General features: G+C 70.5%; 24 protein-coding genes. 9 read left to right on the top strand and 15 right to left on the bottom strand.

The features are described from left to right. Positions 1-69: 69 nt before the first annotated feature. From OG714_RS38860 to OG714_RS38815, 10 genes are all read right to left on the bottom strand, one after another. Entirely contained in the window at positions 70-1,578 is a 1,509-nt protein-coding gene (locus OG714_RS38860; protein WP_406128160.1) for a family 43 glycosylhydrolase, read from the bottom strand. Next, positions 1,575-2,420: a PmoA family protein gene (locus OG714_RS38855; RefSeq protein WP_406128159.1), complete on the bottom strand. Its 846-nt coding sequence runs from the start codon at positions 2,418-2,420 to the stop codon at positions 1,575-1,577. The genes OG714_RS38860 and OG714_RS38855 overlap by 4 nt, the downstream gene beginning before the upstream one ends. Further along, complete coding sequence (locus OG714_RS38850) at positions 2,420-3,613, bottom strand: Gfo/Idh/MocA family protein (RefSeq protein WP_406128157.1); 1,194 nt, start codon at positions 3,611-3,613, stop codon at positions 2,420-2,422. Before OG714_RS38850 ends, OG714_RS38855 begins: the two co-directional genes overlap by 1 nt. A 49-nt stretch (positions 3,614-3,662) precedes the next feature. Then, a complete protein-coding gene (locus OG714_RS38845) occupies positions 3,663-4,547 on the bottom strand; it encodes a carbohydrate ABC transporter permease (protein ID WP_406128155.1) in 885 nt (294 codons plus the stop codon). Then, positions 4,544-5,479: a carbohydrate ABC transporter permease gene (locus OG714_RS38840; protein WP_406128154.1), complete on the bottom strand. Its 936-nt coding sequence runs from the start codon at positions 5,477-5,479 to the stop codon at positions 4,544-4,546. Before OG714_RS38840 ends, OG714_RS38845 begins: the two co-directional genes overlap by 4 nt. A gap of 110 nt (positions 5,480-5,589) precedes the next feature. Then, positions 5,590-7,320: an L-arabinonate dehydratase gene (gene araD, locus OG714_RS38835; protein WP_406128152.1), complete on the bottom strand. Its 1,731-nt coding sequence runs from the start codon at positions 7,318-7,320 to the stop codon at positions 5,590-5,592. Then, positions 7,308-8,216, bottom strand: a complete 909-nt coding sequence (locus OG714_RS38830) for a dihydrodipicolinate synthase family protein (protein ID WP_406128150.1) — start codon at positions 8,214-8,216, stop codon at positions 7,308-7,310. Before OG714_RS38830 ends, araD begins: the two co-directional genes overlap by 13 nt. Beyond that, on the bottom strand, positions 8,213-8,941 hold the full coding sequence (locus OG714_RS38825) for a GntR family transcriptional regulator (RefSeq protein ID WP_406128149.1): 729 nt from the start codon (positions 8,939-8,941) through the stop codon (positions 8,213-8,215). The genes OG714_RS38830 and OG714_RS38825 overlap by 4 nt, the downstream gene beginning before the upstream one ends. A gap of 159 nt (positions 8,942-9,100) precedes the next feature. Continuing rightward, positions 9,101-9,850 carry an MBL fold metallo-hydrolase gene (locus OG714_RS38820; RefSeq protein ID WP_406128147.1) on the bottom strand — a complete coding sequence of 250 codons (750 nt, stop codon included), beginning with the start codon at positions 9,848-9,850 and terminating at the stop codon, positions 9,101-9,103. 77 nt (positions 9,851-9,927) lie between these two features. Continuing rightward, positions 9,928-10,518, bottom strand: coding sequence for a TIGR03086 family metal-binding protein (locus OG714_RS38815; RefSeq protein WP_406128145.1), 591 nt, complete (start codon positions 10,516-10,518; stop codon positions 9,928-9,930). Between the two features lie 153 nt (positions 10,519-10,671). On the opposite strand from OG714_RS38815, the gene OG714_RS38810 reads away from it, so the two are divergent. Next, positions 10,672-11,985: an MFS transporter gene (locus OG714_RS38810; protein ID WP_406128143.1), complete on the top strand. Its 1,314-nt coding sequence runs from the start codon at positions 10,672-10,674 to the stop codon at positions 11,983-11,985. Here OG714_RS38810 and OG714_RS38805 read toward each other — a convergent pair. Together OG714_RS38805 and OG714_RS38800 are read right to left on the bottom strand one after the other, a co-directional pair. Then, on the bottom strand, positions 11,922-13,085 hold the full coding sequence (locus OG714_RS38805) for a hypothetical protein (RefSeq protein ID WP_406128141.1): 1,164 nt from the start codon (positions 13,083-13,085) through the stop codon (positions 11,922-11,924). The two genes, OG714_RS38810 and OG714_RS38805, sit on opposite strands and share 64 nt — an antisense overlap. Next, positions 13,082-14,047: a 5-dehydro-4-deoxyglucarate dehydratase gene (locus OG714_RS38800; RefSeq protein ID WP_406128140.1), complete on the bottom strand. Its 966-nt coding sequence runs from the start codon at positions 14,045-14,047 to the stop codon at positions 13,082-13,084. The genes OG714_RS38805 and OG714_RS38800 overlap by 4 nt, the downstream gene beginning before the upstream one ends. A 228-nt stretch (positions 14,048-14,275) precedes the next feature. Here OG714_RS38800 and OG714_RS38795 point away from each other — a divergent pair, with 228 nt between their 5' ends. The 7 genes from OG714_RS38795 (at position 14,276) to OG714_RS38765 (ending at position 21,684) form a co-directional block, all read left to right on the top strand. Beyond that, a complete protein-coding gene (locus OG714_RS38795) occupies positions 14,276-15,100 on the top strand; it encodes an NAD-dependent epimerase/dehydratase family protein (RefSeq protein WP_406128138.1) in 825 nt (274 codons plus the stop codon). Between the two features lie 300 nt (positions 15,101-15,400). Further along, the gene (locus OG714_RS38790) at positions 15,401-16,171 is read left to right on the top strand and encodes a DeoR/GlpR family DNA-binding transcription regulator (RefSeq protein ID WP_406128137.1); all 771 of its coding nucleotides are present in this window, start codon (positions 15,401-15,403) and stop codon (positions 16,169-16,171) included. Between the two features lie 78 nt (positions 16,172-16,249). Beyond that, the gene (locus OG714_RS38785; protein WP_406128136.1) at positions 16,250-17,620 is read left to right on the top strand and encodes an ABC transporter substrate-binding protein; all 1,371 of its coding nucleotides are present in this window, start codon (positions 16,250-16,252) and stop codon (positions 17,618-17,620) included. Beyond that, positions 17,617-18,555 (top strand): carbohydrate ABC transporter permease, encoded by a 939-nt coding sequence (locus OG714_RS38780; protein ID WP_406128134.1) that lies wholly within the window; start codon positions 17,617-17,619, stop codon positions 18,553-18,555. The genes OG714_RS38785 and OG714_RS38780 overlap by 4 nt, the downstream gene beginning before the upstream one ends. Next, complete coding sequence (locus OG714_RS38775; RefSeq protein WP_406128132.1) at positions 18,552-19,400, top strand: carbohydrate ABC transporter permease; 849 nt, start codon at positions 18,552-18,554, stop codon at positions 19,398-19,400. Before OG714_RS38780 ends, OG714_RS38775 begins: the two co-directional genes overlap by 4 nt. Further along, positions 19,397-20,386, top strand: coding sequence for a zinc-dependent alcohol dehydrogenase family protein (locus OG714_RS38770; protein ID WP_406128131.1), 990 nt, complete (start codon positions 19,397-19,399; stop codon positions 20,384-20,386). Before OG714_RS38775 ends, OG714_RS38770 begins: the two co-directional genes overlap by 4 nt. A gap of 113 nt (positions 20,387-20,499) precedes the next feature. Beyond that, entirely contained in the window at positions 20,500-21,684 is a 1,185-nt protein-coding gene (locus OG714_RS38765) for a TerD family protein (protein ID WP_406132100.1), read from the top strand. A gap of 59 nt (positions 21,685-21,743) precedes the next feature. Here OG714_RS38765 and OG714_RS38760 read toward each other — a convergent pair whose 3' ends face one another. Further along, a complete protein-coding gene (locus OG714_RS38760) occupies positions 21,744-22,322 on the bottom strand; it encodes a TetR/AcrR family transcriptional regulator (protein ID WP_406128129.1) in 579 nt (192 codons plus the stop codon). A 135-nt stretch (positions 22,323-22,457) separates the two neighbouring features. Here OG714_RS38760 and OG714_RS38755 point away from each other — a divergent pair, with 135 nt between their 5' ends. Further along, a complete protein-coding gene (locus tag OG714_RS38755; protein WP_406128128.1) occupies positions 22,458-23,930 on the top strand; it encodes an MFS transporter in 1,473 nt (490 codons plus the stop codon). Here the strand turns inward: OG714_RS38755 and OG714_RS38750 are convergent. Next, positions 23,927-24,943, bottom strand: coding sequence for a 1-aminocyclopropane-1-carboxylate deaminase (locus OG714_RS38750; protein WP_406128126.1), 1,017 nt, complete (start codon positions 24,941-24,943; stop codon positions 23,927-23,929). The genes OG714_RS38755 and OG714_RS38750 overlap by 4 nt on opposite strands. Before the next feature lie 74 nt (positions 24,944-25,017). Then, entirely contained in the window at positions 25,018-25,665 is a 648-nt protein-coding gene (locus OG714_RS38745) for a GntR family transcriptional regulator (protein ID WP_406128124.1), read from the bottom strand. Positions 25,666-25,686: the final 21 nt, after the last annotated feature.

Below are 25,686 nucleotides of genomic sequence, written 5' to 3'. Positions count from 1 at the left end.
GGCGGTGGGCAAGCGCTTGCCACGGAGGTGCGTCATTGCGACTCCCAACAGGCGGACAGGCAGGGTGAGTTAGAGAGAACTGATCCGGAACCGCGTGAAACCGGCCGCGCCGGCATGTCCCGTGCCGACGGGCGCGAGCGCGAAGAGCCCGAGCAGGGCGCCGACCCAGCGCCAGGGGGTGGCGGCGAAGACCTGGCCGCTCGGCCGCGGCCCGTCCCCGACGTCGTAGAGGAAGCGGCATCGCGCGCCCGCGCCGATCTCGATGCGGAGGCGGACCCGGTCCTCGGGGGCGAGGCACGGCTCCCCCGCGTCCCGTTCGCGCTCGGCGACGGGCTCGGCGAAGCGGTGGACGAACGCCGTCCTGCCGTCCGCTCCCCGCTCAAGGCCGATCCAGCTGTACGCGTCGCCGAGCACGGCGAGTCCGGCTCGCGCCCCCAACTCCTCGCTGTGCATCCGCAGTTCGACATCGACCGCGACGGGTGTGCCGGGCAGGCGCTGGGTGAGGAGGTTCGGGAGCCTGCGCAGGTCGTGCGCGTCGGGCGTGCGGGCGCAGGTCAGTCGTAGGCCGTCGCCCGAGTGGTGGGTGGCCCAGCCGTCCTGCGGGTTCGCCGTCCACTGCCACTGGCGGCCGTACCGTCCGCCGGGGAAGTCGTCGTCGGTGGCGGGCGCGGCGGGCTGCTGCGGCGGGAGGTCCGGTTTCCGGTGTACGGCTACGGGGGTGCCCGCGTCGCCGATGACCGGCCAGCCCTCGTCGTCCCAGCGCATCGGCTGGAGGTGGACCAACCGGCCGTAGGCGCCCCGCTGTTGGAAGTGCAGGAACCAGTCCTCGCCGGACGGGGTGTTCACCCACGCGCCCTGGTGCGGGCCGTTGACCTCGGTGTCCCCCTGTTGCAGCACGACCTTCTCCTCGTACGGGCCGAAGAAGCCGCGTGAGCGGAGCGCGCCCTGCCAGCCGGTCTCGACTCCCCCGGCGGGGGCGAGGATCCAGTACCAGCCGTCGTGCTGGTGGAGTTTGGGGCCCTCCAGGGTGAACCAGCCGGGGATGCGGTCCGCGTCGACGATCACCTTGCCGTCGTCGAGGAGGGTCGTGCCGTCGGGGTGCATACGGTGGCCGGTGAGGCGGTTCTTGATGCCCGCGCGGGACTTGGCCCAGGCGTGGACGAGGTAGGCCTCGTCGTTGCCGTCGTCCCACAGGGGGCACGGGTCGATGAGGCCCTTGCCCTCCTTGAGGAGGTGCGGGCGGGTCCAAGGGCCGCGTATCTCGGGGGCGTTGACCTGGAAGATGCCCTGGTCGGGGTCGCCCCAGAAGATCCAGAAGCGTTCGTCGTGGTATCTCAACGCGGGTGCCCACACGCCGCAGTCGTGCCGTGGGGTCCTGAACTCCCGTGCCGGTTCGAGGCGTTGGAGGGCGTGGCCGACCAGGGTCCAGTTGACCAGGTCGCGTGAGTGCAGCAGCGGCAGGCCCGGTACGCGGCCGAAGCTGGACGCGGTGAGGTAGAAGTCGTCGCCGACGCGGATGACGTCCGGGTCGGACCAGTCGGTGTTCAGGACGGGGTTCGTGTACGTCTCCTGCGTCACTGGCTGACCGCCTTCCGCACGAGCGCCGCGGCCTCGGCCCGGTCGAGGAGGCCGTCGGCGACGACGGTGACGATCCGTCGTACGACCGTGTCGCCGGGCGGTACCGGCAGCCGCTCGTCCGACGCCAACGACGCGCCCACGCCCGGGTATTCGGCGGTGCGGACGAACCACGGGTCCTGGCGGGAGCGGTCCGTGGCGCCGGCGAAGACCAGCGTCCAGCCGGTGCCGGCGAGCGCGAGCCAGTCGGCGCGGGTGCCGTGGATCTCCGGTTCGCCCTCGTGGTCGGCGGTGAAGACGCGCGGGGTCTCCGCCTCCTTGCGGGCCCGCCAGAAGAATCCGCCGTACGCGGCTCCGGGGCGGCCGTTGGTGGCGGGGCTGCCGATCGAGAGGGCGTCCGGTGTCACGTTGGTGAGGGAGAAGGTGAAGTCCAACGCCCAGGCGGTGTCGGTGAGTTCGGTGGCGGCGACCGTACGGCGTTCACGGAGCAGCTCGGCGCCGGAGGCGACCCAGCGCAGTTCCTCCACGAAGCCGTCGGGGTCGCGGAGTTGGAACGTGGAGTGGCGTTGGGCGCCGTGGTTGTCCAGTTCCGTGGGGCCCTGGTCACGGACGTAGGTGCGGCCGCCCCAGAAGTTGTGCCCCTCGACGTCGGGAACGGCGACACCGACGCCGAGGTGGTGGGTGTGGTCGACGGGGCTCAACTCGGTGACCGCCGTGCCCGCCAGGGTGGTCACGGGGTGCAGATACGGGCGTGGGGAGAGCCGGTCGGGCAGCTCGGGCCGGGTGACGTACCGGGCGACCGGGCGGCCCGCGACGCGCAGCACCGGCGTGTCATGGGTGATCATCAGGTGCTCACCTCTTTCGGTGGGGCCCAGGAGGCGCCCAGCTCGGAGTAGAGGGCGAGGGTGTCGGCCGCCGCCGTGACCAGTGCGTCGATGCCGGGGACGACCCGGCGGTTCTCGGTGGGGATCAGGTGCCAGGCGTCGGTGGGCAGCGGGGCCGGGTCGGGGGCCCGGCGGATCGCCTCGACGACCTTCATGAAGGCGCCTGTCGCGTCCGGTTCGACCAACAGCGCGTCGCCGTCGGTGAGATGGGCGACCAGGTTCTCCAGCAGGTCCGTGCTGCCGTACTCGAACTCCTCCGGGCCGTGGCCCGCCCGCTGGAGCAGGACGCGGTCCTGCTTGTACCAGTAGGTGATCCGGCCCTGGCCGCCGTGCACCACCACGTAGGGCTCGCCCGGGTGTTCGGCGCACAGGGTCACCGCGACGGTGACCGGGCGGCCCTGGACGGTGGTGACGCGGACGCAGGAGGTGTCGTCGGACTCGATGTCGTTGGCGCGCACGAGTTCGGTCTCGATGCGGACGACGTCCTCGGCGCGGGTCGTGTCGTTCAGGGCGAGGGCGGTGGCGACGGCGTGCGCGAGGGGGTTGGTGAGCGCGCCGTCGATCACGTCGACGCCGTTCAGGCGCCGCTTGCCCGCCCAGGGGGCGCGCCGGTAGTACGCCTCGTCGCGGGCCCAGGCACCGGACCCGCCGACCCCGGTCACCGTGCCGATCGCGCCCTTCTCGATCAGCGCGCGGATCCCGGGCACGGCGTGCGAGCCCAGCGACTGGAACCCGATCTGGCAGACCACTCCGGCCGCGGCGACCCCGTCGGCCATCCGGCGGAACTCGGCGTACGAGGGCGCGGGCGGCTTCTCCAGCAGCAGGTGCACACCCCGCTGCGCGGCGGCCAGCGCGAGGTCCGTGTGGGTCGGGATCGGGGTGCAGATCACCGCGACCTGGGCGCCGGTGGAGTCGAGGAGGGCGCCGAAGTCCGGTGACTGCGCGGGGAGTTCGCCCCCGAACTCCTCCTCGGTCAGCGGGGTCAGCTCGCAGATTCCGGCGAGGCGTACGAGCCCCTTGTCCTGGAGCCGGCGGATGTTCTCGACGTGCCAGCGGCCGTGACCGCGGGCGCCCGCGAGGACGATGGAGACGGGCGGGGCGAGGGGTGTGGAGCCGGGTGCGGAGACGGTCGTAGGACCGGTGGTGGATGTCATGGGATTCTCCCTGCGTCGACGATCTTCGCCAGCAGGGTAAGCGGTTTCCTCATCCCTTTACCGCCCCCGCGCTGAACCCGGTGATCAGCCACTTCTGGATGAAGGCGAACACGATCACCACCGGTATCGCCGCGACGATGCCGCCCGCGGCGAGTGCGCCGAGGTCGACGCTGTCCGCGCTCATCAGGGTGTTGAGGCCGACCGGGATCGTCTGCTTGCTCTGGTCGGACAGGAACATCAGGGCGAACAGGAAGTGGTTCCAGGCGTGCACGAAGGCGAAGGAGCCGACGGCGATCAGCCCGGGCCGCAGCAGCGGGAGGACGACGATGCGGAACGCGGCGAAGCGGTTGCAGCCGTCGACCCAGGCGGCCTCTTCCAGGGACTGCGGGACGTTCCGGATGAAACCGCTGATCAGGATCATCGACAGCGGCAGCTGGAAGACGGTCTCCGCGAGGATGACGCTGCCGAGCGAGTTGATCATCTGGAGCTTGGCGAAGATCTGGAACAGCGGGACCAACAGGAGGGCGCCCGGCACGAATTGGGAGCAGAGCAGGGCCAGCATGAACGCGCGCTTGATCCTGAACTCGAAGCGGGCGAGCGCGTAGCCGCCGGCCAGCGCGACCACGGTGGTGAGAACCAGGGTGGCCACACCGACGAGGACGCTGTTCTGGAAGTAGACGCCGAAACTGCGCTCGGTCCACACCTTCTGGAAGTGGTCGAGGGTCATCGGCCAGGGCACGAGGGAGGTCGAGCCGGCCGGGCGGAACGCGAAGAGCAGGATCCAGTAGAAGGGGATCAGGGTGAAGACGAGGTAGATCCCCAGGGGGACGTAGATCTGCCAGCGCGGGACCTCGTCCCAGGCGCGGCGGACCTTGCGCGGCTGCTGCGGTGCGGCGGACTCCCGCTCGCGGGCCGGAGCGATCTCGGTGATCACTTGTCGCCGCCTCCGAACTTGCTCAGGCGCAGATAGATGATCGAGAAGAAGAGAAGGATCACGAAGGCGACCGTGGTGAGGGCCGAGGCGTAGCCGAAGTTGTGGCCCTCGACGCTGGTGTTGGCGACGTAGAGCGGGAGCGTGGTCGTCTCGCCGGCCGGGCCGCCGCCGGTCAGGGTGTAGAGGAGGTCGACGTTGTTGAACTCCCACACCGCGCGCAGCAGCGTGGACAGCACGATCGCGTCCTTGAGGTGCGGCAGCGTGATGTGCAGGAACTGCTTGAAGCGGCTGGCGCCGTCGACCTCGGCGGCCTCGTACAGGTCCTTCGAGACGGACTGGAGGTCGGCGAGGATGAGGATCGCGAAGAAGGGGACGCCCCGCCAGAGGTCCGCGACCACCGCTGCGGAGAAGACGGTTGAGGGGTCGGACAGCCAACTCGTGCCGTACTGGCCGATTCCCATGTCGGCGAGGTAACGGGTCACGCCCGTCTGGGAGTTGTAGAGAAGCACCCAGATCGCGGAGGTCAGGACGCCCGACACGGCCCAGGGGGAGAACACCAGCGCGCGGCCGATGGACCGGCCAACGAAGGTCTGGTTGACGATCAACGCGAGGGCCAGCCCGAAGAGGAGTTGGAGGCCCACCTCCACGACGACCCACTTGGCGCTGAAGGTCAACGTGTCCCAGAACTGGGGGTCGTTGGTGAAGGCGTGGGTGAAGTTGTCGAGGCCCGCGAAGCCGTTGCGCCACGGTTTGGTGGGGTTGTAGTTCTGCAGGCTGTAGTAGAAGACGCTGATGACCGGGTAGGCGATGAAGCCCAGCATGAGCAGGGCCGCCGGGGCGATCAGCAGGTACGGGAGCCTGCGCGGGGTCGCGGAGGCACGGCGCCGCCGGGGTGGCGCGGGCGGTTTCGCCACGGCTGCGGCTTGGGCCATGACTGTTCTCCGTTCAGTACAGGACGCTCGGTACGGAAAGCTCGGTACGGAAAGCTCGGTACAGGAAGCGCTTGCTCGACGGGCATGGGAAACGGGCGGGAGAAAAGTGCTCAACCGGCGTACGGGTCGGGCACCTTGCCCGGCCGGGCCAGGAACTCGAAGTCGCAGCCGGTGTCCGCCTGGGTGATCTGGTCGTTGTAGAGCGCGCCGTAGCCGCGCTCGTACCGTGCGGGCGGCGGTGTCCACTCCGCCCGGCGTCGCTCCAACTCCTCGTCGTCCACGTTGAGTTGGAGGGTGCGTGCCTCGACGTCCAGGGTGATGGTGTCCCCGGTCCGGACGAGCGCCAGTGGTCCGCCGACATACGACTCGGGCGCGATGTGCAGCACGCACGTGCCGTAACTCGTCCCGCTCATGCGGGCGTCGGAGATCCGGACCATGTCCCGGACACCCTGCTTGAGGAGGTGGTCGGGGAGCGGGAGCATGCCGTACTCGGGCATGCCGGGGCCGCCCTTGGGGCCCGCGTTGCGCAGCACCAGCACGCTGTCGGCGGTGATGCCCAACTCCGGTTCGTTGATGGTGCGTTGCATGGTCCGATAGTCGTCGAAGACGACCGCGGGGCCGGTGTGCTTGAGCAGGTGCGGTTCGGCGGCGATGTGCTTGATGACGGCGCCGTCCGGGCAGAGGTTGCCGCGCAGGACGGCGACCCCGCCCTCGCTTGCCACCGGGTTGTCGCGCGTACGGATCACGTCGTCGTTGTGCACCTGCGCGCCGACCAGCTGCTCGCGCAGGGTGTCGTACGAGACCGTCGGCCGGTCCAGGTGGAGCAGGTCGGTGATCCGGGAGAGGAAGCCGGGCAGGCCGCCGGCGAAGTGGAAGTCCTCCATGAGGTACGTCCGGCCGCCGGGCCGTACGTTCGCCAGGACCGGGACCGTGCGGGCGATGCGGTCGAAGTCGTCGAGCGTGAGGTGGACGCCCGCGCGGCCGGCCATGGCGATCAGGTGGATCACGGCGTTGGTGGAGCCGCCGAGGCCGAGGACGGTGGTGACGGCGTCCTCGAAGGCGTCCTGGGTGAGGATCGACGAGAGAACACGCCCCTTGTGGACCTGTTCAACGATCCTCATGCCGGATTGCGCGGCCATCCGATCGTGCCCCGAGTCCACGGCGGGGATGCTCGACGCGCCCGGCACGGTCACGCCCAGCGCCTCGGCGGCGGCGGTCAGCGTGGACGCCGTCCCCATGGTCATGCAGTGCCCGGGCGAGCGCGCGAGGCCGCTCTCCAGCTCGGTCATCTCGCACTCGCCGATGAGCCCGGCGCGCTTGTCGTCCCAGTACTTCCACATGTCGGTGCCGGAGCCGAGGATCTCGTTGCGCCAGTGGCCCGGCAGCATCGGCCCGGCGGGGACGAAGACGGTCGGCAGGTCGACGGAGGCGGCGCCCATGAGGAGCGCGGGGGTCGACTTGTCGCAGCCGCCCATCAGCACGGCGCCGTCCACGGGGTACGACCGCAGCAGTTCCTCGGTCTCCATGGCGAGGAGGTTGCGGTAGAGCATCGGGGTCGGCTTCTGGAAGGTCTCGCTGAGCGTGGAGACCGGGAACTCCAGCGGGAAGCCGCCCGCCTGCCACACCCCGCGCTTCACGGCCTGGGCGCGCTCACGGAGGTGCACGTGACAGGGGTTGATGTCGGACCAGGTGTTGAGGATCGCGATGACGGGCTTGCCGAGGTGTTCCTCGGGGAGGTAGCCGAGCTGGCGGGTGCGGGCCCGGTGGCTGAAGGAGCGCAGCCCGTCGGTGCCGTACCACTGGTGGCTTCTGAGCTCTTCCGGCGCCTTCATACGGACCATCCGGCGGCTATCGCGGCGACCTCGGCGCGCTCGCTCTCGGGCAGGGGCCTGCTCGGCGGGCGGACCTCGCGGCGGCACAGGCCGAGGGACGCAAGCGCTTCCTTGACGATCGTGACGTTGTTCGCCGAGCCGTTCGCGGCCCTTAGTTCCTCGAATCGGCGGATCTGTTCCCAGACCTTCATCGCCCCGGGATAGTCCCCTGATCGAAGCGCTTCGATCATGTTCAGCGAAACGGACGGGGCGACGTTCACGAGCCCCGAGGTGAAGCCGGTGGCGCCCGCCGAGAAGTACGAGGGCGCGTACGGTTCGGCCAGCCCGGCCACCCACACGAAGCGTTCGAGCCCCGCGTCCCGGGCGAAGGCGGCGAAGCGGGCGGCGTCCGGGACGGCGTACTTGACGCCGATGACGTTCGGGCAGTCGTCGGCGAGTTCGGCGAGGCGGGCGCCGAGAAGCTGGGCGTTGCGGATGTACGGGACGACACCGAGGTCGGGCACGGCCTCGGCGATGGCGCGGTGGTAGTCGACCCAGCCGTCCTGCGAGACGTACGGGTGGACGGGCTGATGGACCATCACCATCTGGGCGCCCGACTCGCGTGCGTGCAGGGCGGATTGGACGGCGGTGGGCACGTCGTGTCCGACGCCGACGAGGACCGCGGCGCGGTCGCCCGCCTCGTCGATGGTCAACTCCGTGACGAGGCGCCGCTCTTGGGGAGTCAGGGCGTAGAACTCGCCGGTGTTCCCGTTGGGCGTCAGGATCTTGACCCCGCCGTCGAGCAGTCGGCGCAGCAGGGCCCGGTGGGTGTCCTGGTCGATGCCGCCGTCCTCGGCGAACGGGGTCACCGGGATCGCCACCACGTCGGCCAGGGCGGTGCGTTGGGCCTCGAACCTCGCCGTCATGCCCGGCCGTCCTCTCCGTGGGTGTCCCGTCCGTGGGTGTCCCGTCCGTGGGTGTCCCGTCCGTGGGTGTCCCGTCCGTGGGTCTCCAACTCGGTGCCGGGGAAGGCCCGTTGCACGAACGACGCGATGTGGGCGTGCAGCGCGGTGGCCGCGCCGTCCGCGTCGCCGTCGAGGGCGAGCCGCAGGATCTCCCGGTGTTCGCCGGCCTCCCGCTCCCAGGAGGGCGAGGCGGCCCAGGCGACGGCGGAGACGAGGGCGGCCTGGTCGCGGACCTCGTCGAGCATCCGGCCGAGCAGCGGGTTGCCGCACGGCAGGTACAGGGCGCGGTGGAACTCCCGGTTGGCGAGGGAGCGTTCGGCGGTATCGGTGGCCTCGTCGGCGCGGGTCAGCGCCTCGCGGGCGTCGGCGAGGGAGGCGCCGAGGCGTACGGCACGCCGTAGCGCCTCCGGCTCCAGGAGCAACCGTACGTCGTACACCTCGCGCGCCATGTCCGCGTCCACCATGCGCACCGTGACGCCCTTGTACTGGTTCATCACCACGAGCCCGGTGCCGGCCAGGGTCTTGAGCGCCTCGCGCACCGGGGTCTTGGACACCCCGAACTGTGCGGCGAGGTCGGTCTCGACCAGTGGCTGACCCGGCGTCAACTGCCCGGTGAGGATGCGGCGTTTGATCTCCTCCTGCACGTACTGCGTGCGGGAGGGGATCGGCGTGGGCACAGAGGTCATGCGCGCCTCTCGGATGTCACGTGGCTGCGGTCGCGTATCTGATCTCGCGTATCGCGTCTCATATATGACGTACGAAGTACGACGCGTTGAAGGTAGGAGCGCGCGTTTGTTTCGTCAATGCTTCTGACAGAAGAACCGGCAACGGGCCCCGGCGGGGCGTCACATGGTCTTGGTGACGCCCTCTAGCGCGGCGGAGGTGCGGCCGGGGAAGATCGCGGCGGCGCGTTCCAGGGCCGCTTCCCTGGTGAGGGTGGGTCCCACGTGGGTGATGAGGAGTTCGCGCGCGCCCTTGGCGCAGGCGCCGGCGTCCTCGGGCGTGAGGTGGACCTGGCGTTCGCCTTCGCGATGCCGGTCGATGTCGGCCTCGCAGAGGAACACGTCGGCGCCGCCCGCGAGTTCGGCGAGCGCCTCGCAGGGTCCGCTGTCCCCGGAGTACCCGAGGACGCTCCCCTGGCACTCGGCGCGCAGCCCGTACGCCTCGGTGTCGTGGACGACGGCGCGTGCGGTGAGCTTGAGGTTCCAGTGCCGGACGGCGTGCCCGTCGTAGAGCGGCCGGAAGTCGAAGACGCCGTTCAGGAACCGGACGTCGGGCTGTCCGAAGAAGCCGGCGAGCCGGCGGGCGCAGTCCTGCGGGGCGTAGAGCGGGATCGGTGCGGCCGGGGTCATCCCGCCGAAGGCGAACGCGTAGGCCGCCGCGAGGAGATCGGCGCTGTGGTCGGCGTGCAGATGCGAGATCCAGATCGCGGTGAGCCGCGCCGGATCCGTGTGCCGCTGCAATTCCGCGAACGTCCCGGTGCCCGCGTCCAGCCACACCTCGGCGCCGCCGCCGCGCAGCAGGTACCCGGAGCAGGGGCGGCCGGGGCGCGGATGCGGGGAGGCTGTGCCGAGGACGGTCAGACTGAGTGGCATGGTGGGGAAGAGTACGGTTCCGGACCCCACCGCGCTCACATTTCAGGGCGTTCCATGGCGCCCGGCCCCAGGGGGCTCTACGGCTTCCACTCCGGATCCCGTCCGCTCAGTCCCACCGCCCGGTCCAGCAGCGGCGCGTCCGCGGGTACCGGTACCACCGGACCGAAGATGCCTCCGCCCCCGGTCGGGTCCTCGGCCGCCGCCAGCAGGAAGGTGTGCGACGCCTGGAGTGCGGCCGGGTCGGGCTCGTAGGGCTGGCCGGTGGCCACCGCCAAGTCCCAGCCGTGGATGACCAGTTCGTCGGCGACGACGGCCGCGGCGATCTCGCCGGGGAGGTCGATGCCGCCCGCGCGGGTCATGCCGGTCCAGGCGGCCGGGTCGCGCCAGGCCTCGGCCAAGTCGTCGAGGACCTTGGGGAGTTGCTCTCGCCAGTCGGGGCCGATGTCCGGGGCGGCGGCACCCGGGTCGGTGTCGGTCGTGGCGCCCAGGTCCTTGCGCGCGGCGTCGCGGAAGGCGACGGACAGGCCGAGCACATGCCCCAGCATGTTGCGTACGGCGAGCTCGGGACACGGCGTCCCGTCCGTCAGCTGCTCGTCGGTCACCCCCTCCGTGAGCCGCGCGATGACGCGGGTCTGGGGGCCGAGGTCGAGGATCGTGTCATCGGTCATGCGAATCTCCTCAGGGATCGGGCTCCGCTCATGAGGTAGACCGACAGCGGCCCCGAAACTCATCGCGCACCCCCGCCACGCCCCCACCACCCCGCGTTTCTACGGCACCTGCCCGATGCCGCCGCCCCCGCCTTAGACCCACGATGACCAGGCATGACGACAAACTGGACCGTGACGCGGATCCTGCGGGACCGCAACGCGGGGCTGTATTTCGTGGGCCTGGTGGTGTCCGCCTTCGGCTCGTCCGCGATGAACCTGGCGGCCGGCGTGTGGGTGAAGGACCTCACCGGCTCGAACGGCCTGGCCGCGCTCTGCGTGTTCGCGATCTGGGCACCGACCCTGTTCGGCCCGGCCCTCGGCACGATCGCCGACCGCGTCCGCCGCAAACCCCTGCTGATCGGGACGAACCTCGGCCTGGCCGCACTCCTCCTCACCCTCTTCGCCGTCCACTCGCGCGCCGACCTGTGGCTCATCTTCGCGGTCCTGTTCGTCTACGGCACCACCGTCGTCGTCCAGGACCCGGCCGAGTCGGCCCTCCTCACCGCCGCCGTCGACCGGGACCTCCTCGGTGACTTCAACGGGCTGCGGATGACGGCCGTCGAGGGCATGAAGCTGGTCGCGCCGCTGACGGGCGCGGGCCTGTACGCCGCGTTCGGCGGGTCCGCGGTGGGCTTTCTGGACGCGGTCACGTTCGCTCTGGCAGCCGGCCTGTGGCTGCTCGTCCGCGTGCACGAGGAACGGCCGAAGCGTCCCGCCGGCACCTGGCGGACGCAAACCGCCGAGGGCGTCCGCGAGTTGTGGGGGCACCCTCTGCTGCGCCCGCTGGTCCTGGCGGGCGGCACCATGATGTTCCTCGCCTCCCTGAGCAGTTCCACGACCTACGCCCTCGTCGACGCCCTCGGGCACGCCCCGGCCTACACCGGCGTGCTGTACACGGCCCAGGGCATCGGCTCGGTGGCGGTCGGGCTGGTCTCCGGGCCCGCGCTGCGACGGCTCGGCGAGCGCCGGTTCGGGGCGGCCGGTATCGCGCTCACCGCGGTCGCGGTGGCCGCGCGGGCGGTACCGTCCGACCCGGTGGTCCTGGCGAGCAGCGTGGCGATCGGCCTGGGACTGCCGTGCGCGCTGATCGCCGCGTTCACCGCCGTACAGCGTGAGGTGCCGGGCCCGCTGCTGGGCCGGGCGAGCGCGACCGCCAACACGCTGATCTTCACTCCGAACGTGATCGGGCTGGGGGCGGGAGCGGCGCTGGTCGAACTGGCCGACTTCCGGGTGTTGTTGGTGCTGACCGGGGTGGCGTTGCTCGCAACGGGCCTGTTCTTGGCGGTGCTCGGGACGGGGGCATCTCTGGCGCTGCCGGCACGGGACACGCCCCCGCCCCTGCCCACCCCGAACCCGGCCCCGCCTCAGAGCCCGGCGAGCGCCTCCCGCACCTCCACCGAGTCCCCCTCCGACGCCAACCCCGCGTGATACAGCCGCAGTTCCGTGGCCCCCAGCTCCCGGGCCCGCGCCGCGTCCGCCGCCAGCGCCCCCGGCCGTCCCCCCATCCCGGAGACCACCGTGAAGTTGGCGGCCAACACGGCCCCGCCCACGCCCTGTTCGGCGAACGGTGTCACCAGGCCCGCGCCGCCCGTACAGGGGACGACCACGCCGTCGGCCACGGACAGGATGTGGCCGGGGTCGACGCCCGCGTTGGCGCCGCAGTGGTACGACACCGGGTCCGCGTGGAGCAGGATCTGGAAGTCGGCGGGTGCGGCCGCCCGGACCGCCGCGACCGCCGTCTCCTGGAGGGTGCGGGCCCGGTCGTCGCGCCACGCGCGTGTGGCCGTCGCGTTCGCGTCGCCGAGGAGTTTCCCGACCCCCGCCCAGCCGCCGTCGGAGGGCGCGCCCTGCCACACCGGTTCCAGCGCGGTGCGTACCGTCGCCGCCAACTCCTCGGCGTCGAAGCCCTGTTCGCCGTAGCCCTCCTGACAGGTCGGGCAGAAGCAGAGGGCCATCAGGTACTGGCCGGCGTCCCCGAGAGGGATTCCCCCGGTCTTGTCGTGGGCGTGCAGATGGGTGAGGCCGTACCAGCCGAGGGACTCCAGTTCGGTGCCGCGCGCGCCGGGGCGTACGGCTGCCTCGGCGGCGAGGTCGACGAGGTACGCGCGTGTGGCGGGCTGTGCGATGCAGGGTGCCCAGGGGTAGCGGTCGCCGTAGGCGTTGACCACCGAGGTGTCCGGATGGTCGGCGCCCAGGCGGGAGTTGTGGGCGAGCACGACCCAGGTGTGTACCTCCAGGCCCGCGTCGGCGAGGGTGGCGGCGGCCTCGCCGAAGGCGTCGCCCGGGGCCCAGTCGCCGGCCGGGTACGGGCTCAACTCCCGCCCCTGCCAACGGTTGTCCGGCGGATAAAGGACGGCCGCGTGCTCGGCGGTGACGATGCGGTGGCGCGGGTGGCGGGGGGTCAGCGCGCGCGTGGAGTGGTACGCGGAGGCCAAGGTCGCCTGCCGGACGCCGAGTCGGGCGATCCTGCCGCCCGCCTCCGGGTCGCCGTTGACGTCCCAGGGGTAGACGAACGCCGATGCCTTCACGCGCCCTCCTCGATGTGCGGTGCGATCTGCGGCTCGATCAACGTGTAGCCGCGCTCGATGAGTTGGGCCAGCTGCTTGACGTGGTCCTCGGTCGGTTCGGTCAGCGGCGGGCGGACCTCGCCGACGTCCGACCCCCGCATGCGCACACCCGCCTTGACGAGCGAGACGGCGTAACCGCGGCCCTGGGCACGCAGTTCGACGAACGGCAGGTAGAAGCCGTCCAGGAGACGGTTGGCCGTGGTGTCGTCGCCGGTCGCGAGGGCCCGGTGGAAGGCGAGCGCGATCTCGGGGACGAAGCAGAACACGGCGGAGGAGTAGAGGGTGATGCCGATGCCCCGGTAGGCGAGCTGGGTCTGTTCGGCGGTCGGCAGTCCGTTGAAGTACAGGAAGTCGCCCGGGACTTCGGCGCGTACGGTGCTCACGATCCGCTGCATCAGGTCGAGGTCGCCGAGCCCGTCCTTGAAGCCGATGATGCCCTCGGTGCGGGCGAGTTCGACCACCGTGGCGGGGGTGAACACGGCGTTGTCGCGCTGGTAGACGATGACGGGCAGCGCGGTCGCCGCGGCCACCTCGCGGTAGTGCCGCAGCAGTCCCTCCTGCCCGGCGACCACGAGGTACGGCGGCATGGCGAGCAGTCCGTCCGCCCCGGCGCTCTCCGCGAGCCGTGCGTACCGTACGGCGAGCGCGGTGCCGTAGCCCGCGCCCGCGACCACCGGCACCCGGCCCTCGCTCGCCTCCACGGCGGCCCGTACGCACGCCTCGAACTCCTCGGGCAGCAGCGCGTGGAACTCCCCGGTGCCGCAGCACGCGAACACGGCGGCGGCCCCGGCCTCGACGCCCCGGCGGACATGCGCGCGGTAGACGTCGAGATCGACGGAGCCGTCGGGGCCGTAGGCGGTGACGGGGAAGAAGAGTGGCCCGCTGGGGATACCGAGCCGGGCGGCGAGAGGGGCAGGCGTCACGGGCTCTCCCTTGAACAGGCGCGTGCGTTCTTCTGATCCACGTCTACATTTCTGAACGATCCCACCCTAAGGAGCTGCCTCAGGATGGGTCAAGCCAGCAAATGAGCAAGAAGGAAGCGGATTTCGCAGGTCCACGCCACACTTGACGGACATGGTGACGGATACCTAGCGTGTCTATGAATGTGAATACCGTCCACGGATGAGACCGATCACCCAAGGAGACCGAGGATGCCCGCTCCCCGCACCGTCCTGCTCACCGGCGCCGCAGGCGGACTCGGCACCCTGATGCGGGACCTGCTCCCCTCCTACGGCTACGAGCTGCGGCTGCTGGATCTGCGCCCGGTCGAGGGCGAGCCGGACGCGATCACCGCCGACCTCTCCGACCGGGCGGCGCTCCGCGAGGCCGTGCGGGGCGTCGACGCGATCATCCATCTCGCCGGCATCTCCCTGGAAGCCTCCTTCGACAAGATCCTGAAGTCGAACATCGAGGGCACGTACAACCTCTACGAGGCCGCCCGCGAGGAGGGCGTCCCGCGCATCGTCTTCGCCTCCTCCAACCACGCGGTGGGCTACACACCGAGGCCCCAGGGCGACGCACCTCTTGATCCGAGCGCGCTCATCCCGATCGACACCCCGCACCGCCCCGACACCTTCTACGGCCTGTCGAAGTCCTTCGGCGAGGACCTGGCACAGCTCTACTGGGACAAGCACGGCCTGGAGACCGTCTCCGTGCGCATCGGCTCCTGCTTCCCGGAGCCCAGCAGCGTGCGCATGCTGTCGGTCTGGATGAGCCCCGCCGACGGCGCCCGCCTCTTCCACGCGGCCCTGACCGCCGAGGACGTCCAGCACACCGTCGTCTACGGCTCCTCCGCCAACACCCGCCTGTGGTGGGACCTGTCGACCGCGCGGGCGCTCGGTTACGAGCCGCAGGACGACTCCGAGCAGTACGCCGAGAAGATCGTCGCCGAACAGGGCGAGCTCCAGCCGGACGTCGAGGCCCACGCCTACCTCGGCGGCCACTTCGTGAACGACCCGCCGATCTGGCCGTACTGACGGCAGAGCCGTATCGGCGTCGGTCGTACTGACCGGAAAAGGGACTCCAGGACAGCGGGCGGGCACCGAACGGGCCCGCCCGCGGCCGTGTTCGGGCACGGACGCTGCCCGATCCCACGCCCCGGCGGACAGCCGCGCAGGTCCGCGACGGGCACAGCGCGGGGTAAACGGTCACACACGGGCAGCATCGGGCGTGCAACAGGCCTGGTCAGTGCCGCGCACCCGCTGTAGAACTTCCCCCAAGGGTCGCACCGGGCCCGAACGGGCAGTACTCCAGGCAGCGGGAAGGCGGTGTCGGCCATGAGCACGAGTTCGGCGGAGGAACGTCAGCGGGAGATCGTGCGCGCCGCGCGCCGCACCGGCTCGGTCGACGTCACCGCGCTCGCCGCCGAGCTGGGCGTGGCCAAGGAGACCGTACGGCGCGATCTGCGCGCCCTGGAGGACCACGGGCTGGTCCGCAGGACCCATGGCGGCGCCTACCCCGTGGAGAGCGCCGGTTTCGAGACGACGCTCGCCTTCCGCGCCACCAGCCATGTCCCCGAGAAGCGCCGGATCGCGGTCGCCGCGGCCGAGCTGGTCGGGGACGCCGAGACCGTCTTCGTCGACGAGGGCTTCACCCCACAGCTCATCGCCGAGGCGCTGCCCAGGGACCGGCCGCTGACCGTGGTCACCGCGTCCCTGCCCGTGGCGGGCGTGCTCGCCGAGTCGGAGAACACCTCGGTGCTGCTGCTCGGCGGCCGGGTCCGGCACGGCACCCTGGCGACCGTGGACCACTGGACGACGAAGATGCTCGCCGGCTTCGTCCTCGACCTCGCCTTCATCGGCGCCAACGGCATCTCCCGCGAGCACGGCCTGACCACGCCCGACCCCGCCGTCAGCGAGGTCAAGGCACAGGCCATCCGCGCCTCCCGGCGCACCGTGTTCGCGGGCGTGCACACCAAGTTCGGGGCGGTCAGTTTCTGCCGGTTCGCCGAGATCGGCACCCTGGAGACGATCGTGACCAGCACGCTGCTTCCGTCGGCCGAAGCCCACCGCTACTCACTGCTGGGGCCACAGGTCATACGCGTCTGAAATTCCAACTCACTCTCTACGTAGGGCACAGCCATGCCCGGCCGATGCCTTTTCTCCCCATATCTGCAGGAGCGATCCATGCGAACCCAGAGCCGACGACGGCCGCCGCGAGCCACGCTCGCCCTGGCCGCCGTAGGGACGCTGCTCGCCCCGCTGCTCTCCGGCTGCTGGGTCGGAGCGGGCGGCGCCGGATCAGGCGGCAACTCGATCAACGTCCTGATGGTCAACAACCCCCAGATGACCGAACTCCAGAAACTGGCCCCGCACTTCACGAAGGAGACCGGCATCAAGGTCAACTTCACGGTGCTGCCCGAGAACGACGTCCGCGACAAGATCAGCCAGGACTTCGCCAACCAGGCCGGCCAGTACGACGTCGCGACCCTCTCCAACTACGAGATCCCGATCTACGCCCGCAACGGCTGGCTGCACGAGATGGACTCGTACGTCGCCAAGGACCCCGCCTACGACGAGCAGGACATCCTCAAGCCGATGCGGGAGTCCCTGACCGCGGACGACGGCAAGCTCTACGGGCAGCCGTTCTACGGCGAGTCGTCCTTCCTGATGTACCGCAAGGACGTGCTCGCCGAGAAGAACCTCACGATGCCCGCGCACCCGACCTGGACCCAGGTGGCCGACATAGCCGCCAAGGTCGACGGCGCGAAGCCCGGCATGAAGGGCATCTGCCTGCGCGGGCTGCCCGGTTGGGGCGAGCTGATGGCGCCGCTGACCACCGTCGTGAACACCTTCGGCGGGACCTGGTTCACCAAGGACTGGAAGGCGCAGCTCGACTCCCCCGCGTTCGAGCAGGCGACGAAGTTCTATGTCGACCTCGTCCGCAAGCACGGCGAGTCCGGCGCGGCCCAGTCCGGCTTCGCCGAGTGCCTCAACAACATCACCCAGAGCAAGGTCGCCATGTGGTACGACGCCACCTCGGCGGCGGGCTCCCTGGAGGCCAAGGGCTCCCCGGTGAAGGGCAAGATCGGCTACGTCCCGGCCCCGGTCGAGAAGACCGATTCCTCCGGCTGGCTCTACACCTGGGCGTGGGGCATCCAGAAGGCGTCCCACAACTCCGACAAGGCCTGGAAGTTCGTCTCCTGGGCGTCCAGCAAGAAGTACGAGCAGCTGGTCGGCGACACGGACGGCTGGTCCAACGTGCCGGCCGGCAAGCGCGCCTCGACGTACACGAACCCCGACTACGTCAAGGAGGCCGCCGCCTTCCAGGAGATGACGAAGGCGGCCATCGAGGGCGCCAAGCCCAACGACCCCGGCGTGCAGCCACGGCCCGCGCCCGGCATCCAGTTCGTCGACATCCCCGAGTTCACCGACCTCGGCACGAAGGTCTCCCAGGAGATCAGTTCGGCCATCGCCGGACGGCAGTCCGTCGACTCGGCCCTGAAGAAGTCCCAGAAACTCGCCGAGAAGATCTCCAAGGAGTACGAGGGACGATGACCGCCACGACAACGGCCCCTCTGGCCGCCACTCCGACCCGCACCGCGCGACAGCCCTCGGACAAGCTGCGCGCCTGGGCCACCCGCGCCCCCCTGCTCCCCGCCCTGATCTTCATGATCGTCGTGACCCAACTCCCGTTCGTGGCCACGCTGGTGATCTCCTTCTTCGACTGGAACGCGCTCTATCCGAAGGCCCGGCACTTCACCGGCGTCGACAACTACCAGCAGGTACTGACCGACGCCGACCTGCGCCACTCGGTGTGGACGACCATCCTGCTCACCGTGGCGGTGGTGCTGGCCAGCCTGGTCCTGGGCCTGCTGCTCGCGCTGCTCCTGGACCGGAAGTTCCGCGGCCGGGGCTTCGTCCGCACGCTGCTGATCGCCCCGTTCCTGGTGGTGCCGGTGGCCGCGGCCCTGCTCTGGAAGCATGTGCTCTACAACCCTGAATACGGCCTGTTCAATGGGCTGTTGCACTATGTGGGCGGCCCACAGCCGGACTGGATCTCCAACACTCCGCTGCTCGCCGTGGAGGCATCGCTGGTGTGGCAGTGGACGCCGTTCATGATGCTGATCCTGCTGGCCGGGCTCCAGAGCCGCGACCAGCAGCAGATCGAGGCCGCGAAGGTGGACGGCGCGAACGACTGGCAGGTCTTCCGCTATCTGACCCTCCCGCACCTGCGCCGCTACCTCGAACTCGGCGGGCTGCTGGGCTCGATCTACATCGTGCAGAACTTCGACGCGGTCTTCACGATCACGTCGGGCGGCCTGGGCACCGCCAACCTTCCGTACACCGTCTACCAGAGCTTCTACCAGGCCCACGAGAACGGTCTCGCCTCGGCGGCCGGTGTCCTGGTCGTCATCGGCTCGATCATCATCGCGACCTTCGCCCTGCGCGTCGTGTCGTCCCTGTTCCGTGAGGAGGCGTCCCGCGCATGAGCAGTGTCGCCGTACGCGTGCGTGCCCGCCGCAAAGGAGCGGGCCTCGGCCTGGTGGCCTGGCTGCTCGGCATCGTGTTCTTCCTGCCCATCGCCTGGATGGCGCTGACGTCCTTCCACTCGGAGACGGACGCGGCGACCAACCCGCCGTCCTTCGGGGCCGCCCTCACCCTGAGCGGCTACCGGGAGTTCTTCGGCACGGGCGGCGGCGCGAGCCCCTGGCCCGCGCTCGTCAACTCGCTGGTCGCATCGGTGGCTTCGACGGTCTTCGTGCTGCTGCTGGCGTTCCCGGCGGCCTACGCGCTGTCGATCCGCCCGGTGAAGAAGTGGACCAACGTCCTGTTCTTCTTCCTGTCCACGAAGATGCTCCCCGTGGTGGCGGGCCTGCTGCCGATCTACCTGTTCGCGAAGAACGCCGGGATGCTGGACAACATCTGGCTCCTGGTCATCCTCTACACCTCCATGAACCTGCCGATCGCGGTGTGGATGATGCAGTCCTTCCTCGCCGAGGTCCCGGTCGCCGTCATCGAGGCGGCACAGATCGACGGCGCCCGGCTGCCGACCATCCTCGCGCGCGTGGTGGCGCCGATCTCCCTCCCGGGTATCGCCGCGACAGCCCTCATCTGCTTCATCTTCAGCTGGAACGAGCTGCTGTTCGCCCGTGTGCTCACCGGAGTGGTGGCGGAGACCGCGCCCGTGTTCCTGACCGGCTTCATCACCAGCCAGGGCCTGTTCCTGGCGAAGGTGTGCGCCGCGTCGCTCGTCATCTCCCTGCCGGTGCTCGCCGCGGGGTTCGCCGCCCAGGACAAGCTGGTCCAGGGCCTCTCCTTGGGAGCCGTGAAATGAAGGCCGCCGTCATCGAGTCCGTGGGCCGCGCCGTCGTCACCGAGGTCCCGGACCCGACGCCGGGTCCCCGCGAGGTCGTCGTCGAGGTCGCCGCGTGCGGGCTGTGCGGCACCGATCTGCACATCCTCCAGGGCGAGTTCGCGCCCAAGCTGCCGATCGTGCCGGGCCACGAGTTCGCCGGCGAGATCGTCGCGGTCGGCACCCAGGTCGCCGAGGTCTCGGTCGGCGACCAGGTGGCCGTGGACCCGTCTCTCTACTGCTACGAGTGCCGGCAGTGCCGCAACGGCCACAACAACCTCTGCGAACGCTGGGCCGCGATCGGCGTCTCCAAGGCGGGCGGCGCGGCCCAGTACGCACTCGCCCCGGTGGCGAACTGCGTGAAGCTCCCCGAGCACGTCCGCACCCAGGACGCGGCCCTCGTCGAACCGCTGTCGTGCGCGGTGCGCGGCTACGACGTCCTCAAGTCCCGCCTCGGCGCGCACGTCCTGATCTACGGCTCCGGGACCATGGGCCTGATGATGCTGGAGCTGGCCAAGCGCACCGGCGCGGCGAGCGTCGACATCGTGGACCTGAACCCGGCCCGCCTGGAGACCGCCCGCACGCTCGGCGTCTCCGGGTCGGCGGCGAACGCGGACGAGCTGGACCGGCCGCAGGGCTGGGACCTCGTCGTCGACGCGACCGGCAACGCGGCGGCGATCCAGGACGGCCTGGACCGGGTGGCGAAGGCGGGCACGTTCCTCCAGTTCGGGGTGGCCGACTACGCGACCCGGGTGTCGATCGACCCGTACCGCATCTACAACCAGGAGATCACCATCACGGGCTCCATGGCGGTGCTGCACAGCTTCGAGCGGGCGGCGGAGCTGTTCGCGAACGGGGTCCTCGACCCGGAGATCTTCATCAGCGACCGGATCGAGCTGGAGCGGTACCCGGAGGCGCTGGCGCAGTTCGCGGCCGGGGTGGGCCGGAAGATCGTGGTGATCCCCTAGCCCGCGGGAGGGATCAGGAGCGGTTTCGAGCCGGTGGTTCCAAGGGTTGGCCAATTGGTCGCTTGGTAAGGGAACGGCAAAATGGTCTCGGTCGTTCACGAGTCATGACAGCTATGACCCCCGGCTCGAACATCCCTCTCTCCGCCGCGCGCGTGACGGTGGACGTCGCCGCCCCGGTGCGGCTCGACGTATCGGGCCTGCTGCTCACGGGCGACGGCAAGGTGCGCTCCGACGACGACTTCATCTTCTACAACCAGCCGACGGGCCCCGGCGTGACCTACCGCTCAGGCGGCGGTACGGCACCCGACGCGATCACCGTCGACACCGGCGCCGTCCCGCCGGGCATCGAGAAGATCGTCGTCACCGCCAGCCCGGACGCGGCCGGCCAGAGCTTCCAGGGCATCGAGCCCACGGCCACGATCCGCAACGCGGACGACAACAGCGTCCTGGGCACCTTCACGCCCCCGCAGCTCGGCGCCGAGACGGCACTCGTGGTCGTCGAGATCTATCTGCGCAACGGCGTCTGGAAGGCCCGCGCGGTAGGCCAGGGCTATGCGGACGGCCTGGCGGGCATCGCGACGGACTTCGGCGTCTCGGTGGAGGAACCGGCGGCGGCTCCGGCACCGGTGGCCCCGCCCGCCCCCACGGTGCAGACCCCGGTGGCACCCCCGGCTCCCGCCGCTCCCCCGGCTCCGCCCGCCGCACCCCCGCTCGGCGCCGGAAAGATCAACCTCGACAAGGGCCGCGTCAGCCTCCAGAAGAACCAGACGGTGTCCCTGGTCAAGGGCGGCCGCCCGCTCCTCTCCCAGGTCAAGATGGGCCTCGGCTGGGAGCCCGCGTTCCGCGGCAAGGACATCGACCTGGACGCCTCGGTCATCGCCTACGGCCCGCAGCGCAACCACATCGACAGCTGCTACTTCGGCAAGCTCTCGATCCTGAACGGCGCGATCAAGCACTCCGGGGACAACCTCACGGGCGAGGGCGGCGGTGACGACGAGGTGATCGTGGTCGACCTCGGCCGCATCCCCCAGGAGGTCACCGGCCTGGTCTTCACGGTGAACTCCTTCTCCGGCCAGAAGTTCACCGAGGTCGCGAAGGCCTACTGCCGCCTCCTGGATGCCGCGACCGGCGAGGAGCTGGTCCGCTTCGACCTCACCAACGCCGAGGCCCAGACCGGCGTGATGATGGCCAAGCTGGTCAAGCAGTTCACCGGCGAGTGGGACATGACCGCGATGGGCGACTTCGTGAAGTCCCGCACGGTGCGGGGCATGGTGAAGCCTGCGGCCCAGGGACTGTAACCACCCCACACAGTCCTACGGCCGCTGCGGGCGCCCCTTTCCGAGGGGCGCCCGGCGCTTCAGTCCCCGACCGAGGGCCGTAGCCCGTCCGTCAGCAGGGACAGATAGCGGCGGATGTGCTTCCCCTGGCCGTTCGCCAACTCCGAGGCCGTGGACACCCCGTGGGCCAGCCGCAGGACCTCGATCGACTCGATGTCCTGACGCAGGGTCCCCTCCCGCTGCGCCGCCTCGACCAGCCGTTGCGCCGCCCCCTTCATGGACGTGCCGCAGGCCGTGAGCGCGGCCTGACTGCCGTCCGTCACGGCCGAGCCCAGCAGGGCCTTCATGCCGCGCACCTGGATCGTGCCGACGCACACCTCGTACAGCCACTCGGCCAGTGCCTCGCCCGGCGGCAGTTCCTTCGCGAGTTCGTCGGCGCGGGTCCCGAGCGCCTCGATCCGGTCGACGTAGGCAGCCTCCAACAGCGCCTGCCGGGTGGGGAAATGCCGGTACAGCGTCCCTGACCCGACACCCGCGCGCTTGGCGATGTCGTCGAGGGACGCGTTCTCCCCGTGCTCGGCGAAGGCTTCCGCCGCCACCTTCAGCAGTCGCTCGTAGTTGCGCCGGGCGTCCGCGCGCATGGGTCTGACCTGCGCCATCCAGATACTCCTTGCGAACCGGGGACCGTCTCCGTATCTTACCGAGTACTAAACGGAGACAGTCCCCGCTTACTTCGCGGGCAGTCCGTGCTGCCCGCACGCTTTCACACGGGGACGCCAGACCGGGAGAACTCCATGTCCACCCCGTCCGCACCGTCCACCACCGCCGATGCTCCCTCAGCACCACCCCGGCCCGCCAGGCTCGGGGCCGTCCTGTTCGCCATCGTCACCGCCTATCTGATGGTCGGCGTCGACTCCACCGTCGTCAACGTCGCACTGCCCGCCATCCAGAAGGACCTCGACTTCAGCCCCACCGGCCTGTCCTGGGTCCTCAACGCCTACACGCTCGCCTTCGGCGGACTGCTCCTGCTGGGCGGCCGGGTCGGGGACATCGCCGGGCGGCGCCGTACGCTCACGATCGGCGTCCTGCTCTTCGCCACGTCCTCCCTGCTCGGCGGACTGGCCACCGACAGCGCCTGGCTGCTCGCGGCCCGCGCGCTCCAGGGCGTGGGCGCCGCACTCATCGCACCCAACACCCTCGCGCTGATCACCACCAACTTCCCGGAGGGCCCGCGCCGTCACCACGCGCTCGGCATCTACGCCTCCATGGCCGGCATCGGCGCCTCGATAGGCCTGGTCATCGGCGGCATGCTCACCTCCTGGGCGTCCTGGCGCTGGGCCCTGCTGATCAACGTGCCGATCGGCGCCGCGGTCGCCCTCGCACTCCCCCGCTTCGTCACCGAAACCCCGCGCCACGCAGGGAAGTTCGACGCGGCGGGCGCGCTCACCGGAACCGCCGGGATGACCTCGCTGGTGTACGCGTTCATCCGGGTCTCGTCGGACGGCTGGGGCGACCCGCAGGCGCAGTTGGGGTTCAGTTCGGCGGCGGCCCTGCTGGCGGGCTTCGCACTGGTCGAGTCCCGCGCCGCCCAACCCATCATGCCGCCGCGTCTGTTCGCCGACCGCGACCGCGCGGGCGGCTACGCGGGCGTCCTGCTGTTGCCCGCGGGCATGTTCGGCGCGTTCTACTTCCTCACCCTGATCAGCCAACGGGTCCTGGACTACAGCCCGTTGCGCGCGGGCTTCGCCTTCCTGCCGATGACCCTGGCGATGTTCACGGTCGTCCGCTTCGTACCGCGTCTGCTGGCCCGCTTCGGCGCCAAGCCGGTCCTGCTCACCGGCATGGCGCTGCTCGTCACCTCGGCCGCGTGGCTGTCGCGACTCCGCCCTGACGACGGCTACGCGATCGGTCTGCTGGGCCCGCTGCTCCTGCTGGGCGTGGGCGTCGGCCTCAGCTTCATGCCGCTCAACGTGACGATCCTCGCGGGCATCGAGCCGCGCGAGGCAGGCGCGGCGTCCGGCCTCCTCCAGACCCTGCAGTGGCTCGGCGGCACCCTCGGTCTGTCGATCCTGGTCACGGTCTTCGGTACAGCGACCCGGCACGCGACCGGGTCACCGTCCGAGATCCTCGTCCACGGCTCGGCCCGGGCGTTCGATGTCGCCGCGCTGATCGCCCTGACCGCGCTGCTGGTGTCGGCGTTCGTGATCACCGGCAGGAAGGCCGAGAGGACTGGGAGGGCCGAGAACGCTGCCGCGAAGGCTCCCTAGAACAGCGCGCTGTACGCGTTGAGCGCGGGCTGTCCGCCGAGGTGGGCGTAGAGCACGGTGGAGTCGGCGGCGATCTCGCCGCGGGCGACCAGGTCGATCATCCCGGCCATGGACTTGCCCTCGTAGACGGGGTCGGTGACCATCCCCTCGGTGCGGGCGGCGAGGCGCATCGCCTCCAGGGTGGTCTCGTCCGGGATGCCGTAGATTCCGGCGTGGTAGCGGTCGTCCAGCTCGACGTCGTCGAGGGTCAACTCGCGCTTGACGCCGATCAGTTGGGCGGTGCCCTGCGCGATACGGGCCACCTGCTCGCGGGTCTCGGCGGGCTTCGCCGACGCGTCGATGCCGAGCACCCGGCGCTCGCGGCCGCCCGCCTCCTCGATCGACCGGAACCCGGCGACCATGCCGGCCTGGGTGGAGCCGGTCACCGAGCACACCACCACGGTGTCGAAGAAGACGCCCAACTCCTGTTCCTGCTGGGCGACTTCGTGGGCCCAGTTGGCGAAGCCGAGGCCGCCGAGCGGGTGGTCGGAGGCGCCGGCGGGGATGGCGTACGGCTTGCCGCCGCTCTCCTCGACCTCCCGCAGCGCCTGCTCCCAGCTCTCCTTGAAGCCGATGCCGAACCCGGCCTTCACCAGGCGTACGTCCGCTCCGGCGAGTCGGCTGATCAGGATGTTGCCGACCTTGTCGTAGACGGAGTCGGGCCACTCCACCCAACTCTCCTGGATCAGCACGCACTTGAGTCCGGCGCGGGCGGCACAGGCCGCGACCTGGCGGGTGTGGTTGGACTGCACGCCGCCGATCGAGACGAGGGTGTCGCAGCCCTTCGCGAGGGCGTCGGCGACGAGGTACTCCAGCTTGCGGGTCTTGTTGCCGCCGTACGCGACACCGGAGTTGCAGTCCTCCCTCTTGGCCCACAGGGCGGCGCCGCCGAGGTGCGCGGTGAGGCGCTCCAGCGGGTGGACGGGCGAGGGGCCGAAGAGGAGGGGGTAACGGTCGTACGAGGAAAGGGACATGGGGGTTCTCCCGGGTGGGTCGGGGACGCGGGTCGGGGGGCTCGGGTCAGCCGGCGGGCCGGTCGGAGGCCTGGTCAGTCGAGGTCGGCGAGGCCTTCGAGGCCGCGCCAGATCTCCGCCGTCACATGGACCGCGTCGTCCACGTCACCGGCGGCGCAGGCCTCGATGAGGCGCTCGTGCAGGCCCGCCGAACGGCAGTTGCCGCCCTCGCCGAAGCGTCGTCGCTCCAGTCGGCGGATGAGCGGGGTGTAGCGGGCGACGGTCGCGGCGGCGGCGCGGTTGCCGCTGACGCGGATCAGGACGTCGTGCAGTTCGTCGTCGGCGCGCAGCGCGGCGTCCACGTCACCGGCGTGCACGGCCGCGGCGAACCGGTCGTTGGCCGCGCGCATCACGTCGACGTCCGTGTCCCGCAGGAGGGGTACCGCGACGCGCGTCACCAACTCGTGCAGGGCACCGACCACGGCGGCGGCGTCCCGTACGTCGGCGGCGACCACCGGAGTCACCCGCGTGTAGCTCTGCGGCTTGCTCTCCAGGAGCCCGTCGTCGACGAGCCGCGAGAACGCCTCCCGCACCGGCGCCCGCGACAGCCCGAGCCGCTCCGCCAGCTCGGCGTCCCGCACCACCGCACCGGGTTCGATCTCCCCGGCCACGATGGCGTCGCGGATCGCTTCGTAGGCGCGGTCCCGGAGGAGGGTGCGCGGGACGGGCTGGAGGGCGTTCATAAATTGAAATGTTAGATGTCA

This window comes from Streptomyces sp. NBC_00989 (genome assembly GCF_045162655.1).
GTDB lineage: Bacteria > Actinomycetota > Actinomycetes > Streptomycetales > Streptomycetaceae > Streptomyces.
Note: the sequence above shows the minus strand (reverse complement) of the source record. Positions and strands in the feature narration are given on the sequence as shown.

What these genes read in the sequence shown, in the direction of transcription:
- OG714_RS38855 (WP_406128159.1), bottom strand. Translation starts at nt 2,420, where the DNA reads ATGATCACCCATGACACGCCGGTGCTGCGCGTCGCGGGCCGCCCGGTC.
- OG714_RS38850 (WP_406128157.1), bottom strand. Translation starts at nt 3,613, where the DNA reads ATGACATCCACCACCGGTCCTACGACCGTCTCCGCACCCGGCTCCACA.
- OG714_RS38840 (WP_406128154.1), bottom strand. Translation starts at nt 5,479, where the DNA reads ATGGCCCAAGCCGCAGCCGTGGCGAAACCGCCCGCGCCACCCCGGCGG.
- araD (WP_406128152.1), bottom strand. Translation starts at nt 7,320, where the DNA reads ATGGTCCGTATGAAGGCGCCGGAAGAGCTCAGAAGCCACCAGTGGTAC.
- OG714_RS38830 (WP_406128150.1), bottom strand. Translation starts at nt 8,216, where the DNA reads ATGACGGCGAGGTTCGAGGCCCAACGCACCGCCCTGGCCGACGTGGTG.
- OG714_RS38825 (WP_406128149.1), bottom strand. Translation starts at nt 8,941, where the DNA reads ATGACCTCTGTGCCCACGCCGATCCCCTCCCGCACGCAGTACGTGCAG.
- OG714_RS38820 (WP_406128147.1), bottom strand. Translation starts at nt 9,850, where the DNA reads ATGCCACTCAGTCTGACCGTCCTCGGCACAGCCTCCCCGCATCCGCGC.
- OG714_RS38815 (WP_406128145.1), bottom strand. Translation starts at nt 10,518, where the DNA reads ATGACCGATGACACGATCCTCGACCTCGGCCCCCAGACCCGCGTCATC.
- OG714_RS38810 (WP_406128143.1), top strand. Translation starts at nt 10,672, where the DNA reads ATGACGACAAACTGGACCGTGACGCGGATCCTGCGGGACCGCAACGCG.
- OG714_RS38795 (WP_406128138.1), top strand. Translation starts at nt 14,276, where the DNA reads ATGCCCGCTCCCCGCACCGTCCTGCTCACCGGCGCCGCAGGCGGACTC.
- OG714_RS38790 (WP_406128137.1), top strand. Translation starts at nt 15,401, where the DNA reads ATGAGCACGAGTTCGGCGGAGGAACGTCAGCGGGAGATCGTGCGCGCC.
- OG714_RS38785 (WP_406128136.1), top strand. Translation starts at nt 16,250, where the DNA reads ATGCGAACCCAGAGCCGACGACGGCCGCCGCGAGCCACGCTCGCCCTG.
- OG714_RS38780 (WP_406128134.1), top strand. Translation starts at nt 17,617, where the DNA reads ATGACCGCCACGACAACGGCCCCTCTGGCCGCCACTCCGACCCGCACC.
- OG714_RS38775 (WP_406128132.1), top strand. Translation starts at nt 18,552, where the DNA reads ATGAGCAGTGTCGCCGTACGCGTGCGTGCCCGCCGCAAAGGAGCGGGC.
- OG714_RS38770 (WP_406128131.1), top strand. Translation starts at nt 19,397, where the DNA reads ATGAAGGCCGCCGTCATCGAGTCCGTGGGCCGCGCCGTCGTCACCGAG.
- OG714_RS38765 (WP_406132100.1), top strand. Translation starts at nt 20,500, where the DNA reads ATGACCCCCGGCTCGAACATCCCTCTCTCCGCCGCGCGCGTGACGGTG.
- OG714_RS38760 (WP_406128129.1), bottom strand. Translation starts at nt 22,322, where the DNA reads ATGGCGCAGGTCAGACCCATGCGCGCGGACGCCCGGCGCAACTACGAG.
- OG714_RS38755 (WP_406128128.1), top strand. Translation starts at nt 22,458, where the DNA reads ATGTCCACCCCGTCCGCACCGTCCACCACCGCCGATGCTCCCTCAGCA.
- OG714_RS38750 (WP_406128126.1), bottom strand. Translation starts at nt 24,943, where the DNA reads ATGTCCCTTTCCTCGTACGACCGTTACCCCCTCCTCTTCGGCCCCTCG.
- OG714_RS38745 (WP_406128124.1), bottom strand. Translation starts at nt 25,665, where the DNA reads ATGAACGCCCTCCAGCCCGTCCCGCGCACCCTCCTCCGGGACCGCGCC.